The sequence below is a fragment of the Bacillus sp. AY2-1 genome (genome assembly GCF_008368965.1).
In the GTDB taxonomy this organism is placed as follows: Bacteria; Bacillota; Bacilli; order Bacillales; family Bacillaceae_G; genus Bacillus_A; species Bacillus_A thuringiensis_S.
This window is the reverse complement of sequence record NZ_QPEL01000068.1, coordinates 1-2,500: the sequence shown is the minus strand read 5'-3', so window position 1 is coordinate 2,500 and position 2,500 is coordinate 1. Positions and strand designations below refer to the sequence as shown.

Below are 2,500 nucleotides of genomic sequence, written 5' to 3'. Positions count from 1 at the left end.
ACGTGAAATTCCGTCGGAATCTGGGAGGACCATCTCCCAAGGCTAAATACTCCCTAGTGATCGATAGTGAACCAGTACCGTGAGGGAAAGGTGAAAAGCACCCCGGAAGGGGAGTGAAAGAGATCCTGAAACCGTGTGCCTACAAATAGTCAGAGCCCGTTAATGGGTGATGGCGTGCCTTTTGTAGAATGAACCGGCGAGTTACGATCCCGTGCAAGGTTAAGCTGAAGAGGCGGAGCCGCAGCGAAAGCGAGTCTGAATAGGGCGTTTAGTACGTGGTCGTAGACCCGAAACCAGGTGATCTACCCATGTCCAGGGTGAAGTTCAGGTAACACTGAATGGAGGCCCGAACCCACGCACGTTGAAAAGTGCGGGGATGAGGTGTGGGTAGCGGAGAAATTCCAATCGAACCTGGAGATAGCTGGTTCTCCCCGAAATAGCTTTAGGGCTAGCCTTAAGTGTAAGAGTCTTGGAGGTAGAGCACTGATTGAACTAGGGGTCCTCATCGGATTACCGAATTCAGTCAAACTCCGAATGCCAATGACTTATCCTTAGGAGTCAGACTGCGAGTGATAAGATCCGTAGTCAAGAGGGAAACAGCCCAGATCGCCAGCTAAGGTCCCAAAGTGTGTATTAAGTGGAAAAGGATGTGGAGTTGCTTAGACAACTAGGATGTTGGCTTAGAAGCAGCCACCATTTAAAGAGTGCGTAATAGCTCACTAGTCGAGTGACTCTGCGCCGAAAATGTACCGGGGCTAAATACACCACCGAAGCTGCGAATTGATACCAATGGTATCAGTGGTAGGGGAGCGTTCTAAGTGCAGTGAAGTCAGACCGGAAGGACTGGTGGAGCGCTTAGAAGTGAGAATGCCGGTATGAGTAGCGAAAGACGGGTGAGAATCCCGTCCACCGAATGCCTAAGGTTTCCTGAGGAAGGCTCGTCCGCTCAGGGTTAGTCAGGACCTAAGCCGAGGCCGACAGGCGTAGGCGATGGACAACAGGTTGATATTCCTGTACCACCTCTTTATCGTTTGAGCAATGGAGGGACGCAGAAGGATAGAAGAAGCGTGCGATTGGTTGTGCACGTCCAAGCAGTTAGGCTGATAAGTAGGCAAATCCGCTTATCGTGAAGGCTGAGCTGTGATGGGGAAGCTCCTTATGGAGCGAAGTCTTTGATTCCCCGCTGCCAAGAAAAGCTTCTAGCGAGATAAAAGGTGCCTGTACCGCAAACCGACACAGGTAGGCGAGGAGAGAATCCTAAGGTGTGCGAGAGAACTCTGGTTAAGGAACTCGGCAAAATGACCCCGTAACTTCGGGAGAAGGGGTGCTTTCTTAACGGAAAGCCGCAGTGAATAGGCCCAAGCGACTGTTTAGCAAAAACACAGCTCTCTGCGAAGCCGTAAGGCGAAGTATAGGGGGTGACACCTGCCCGGTGCTGGAAGGTTAAGGAGAGGGGTTAGCGTAAGCGAAGCTCTGAACTGAAGCCCCAGTAAACGGCGGCCGTAACTATAACGGTCCTAAGGTAGCGAAATTCCTTGTCGGGTAAGTTCCGACCCGCACGAAAGGTGTAACGATTTGGGCACTGTCTCAACCAGAGACTCGGTGAAATTATAGTACCTGTGAAGATGCAGGTTACCCGCGACAGGACGGAAAGACCCCGTGGAGCTTTACTGTAGCCTGATATTGAATTTTGGTACAGTTTGTACAGGATAGGCGGGAGCCATTGAAACCGGAGCGCTAGCTTCGGTGGAGGCGCTGGTGGGATACCGCCCTGACTGTATTGAAATTCTAACCTACGGGTCTTATCGACCCGGGAGACAGTGTCAGGTGGGCAGTTTGACTGGGGCGGTCGCCTCCTAAAGTGTAACGGAGGCGCCCAAAGGTTCCCTCAGAATGGTTGGAAATCATTCGTAGAGTGCAAAGGCATAAGGGAGCTTGACTGCGAGACCTACAAGTCGAGCAGGGACGAAAGTCGGGCTTAGTGATCCGGTGGTTCCGCATGGAAGGGCCATCGCTCAACGGATAAAAGCTACCCCGGGGATAACAGGCTTATCTCCCCCAAGAGTCCACATCGACGGGGAGGTTTGGCACCTCGATGTCGGCTCATCGCATCCTGGGGCTGTAGTCGGTCCCAAGGGTTGGGCTGTTCGCCCATTAAAGCGGTACGCGAGCTGGGTTCAGAACGTCGTGAGACAGTTCGGTCCCTATCCGTCGTGGGCGTAGGAAATTTGAGAGGAGCTGTCCTTAGTACGAGAGGACCGGGATGGACGCACCGCTGGTGTACCAGTTGTTCTGCCAAGGGCATAGCTGGGTAGCTATGTGCGGAAGGGATAAGTGCTGAAAGCATCTAAGCATGAAGCCCCCCTCAAGATGAGATTTCCCATAGCGTAAGCTAGTAAGATCCCTGAAAGATGATCAGGTTGATAGGTTCGAGGTGGAAGCATGGTGACATGTGGAGCTGACGAATACTAATAGATCGAGGACTTAACCATATAATATG

At 52.1% G+C, this 2,500-nt stretch carries 1 rRNA gene (cut by a window edge); it reads left to right on the top strand.

Going from position 1 to position 2,500, the window contains the following annotated elements:
* Nucleotides 1–2,492, top strand: a 23S ribosomal RNA gene (locus tag DN403_RS16885); it begins 430 nt to the left of the window's first position.
* The last annotated feature ends 8 nt before the right edge of the window (nt 2,493–2,500 follow it).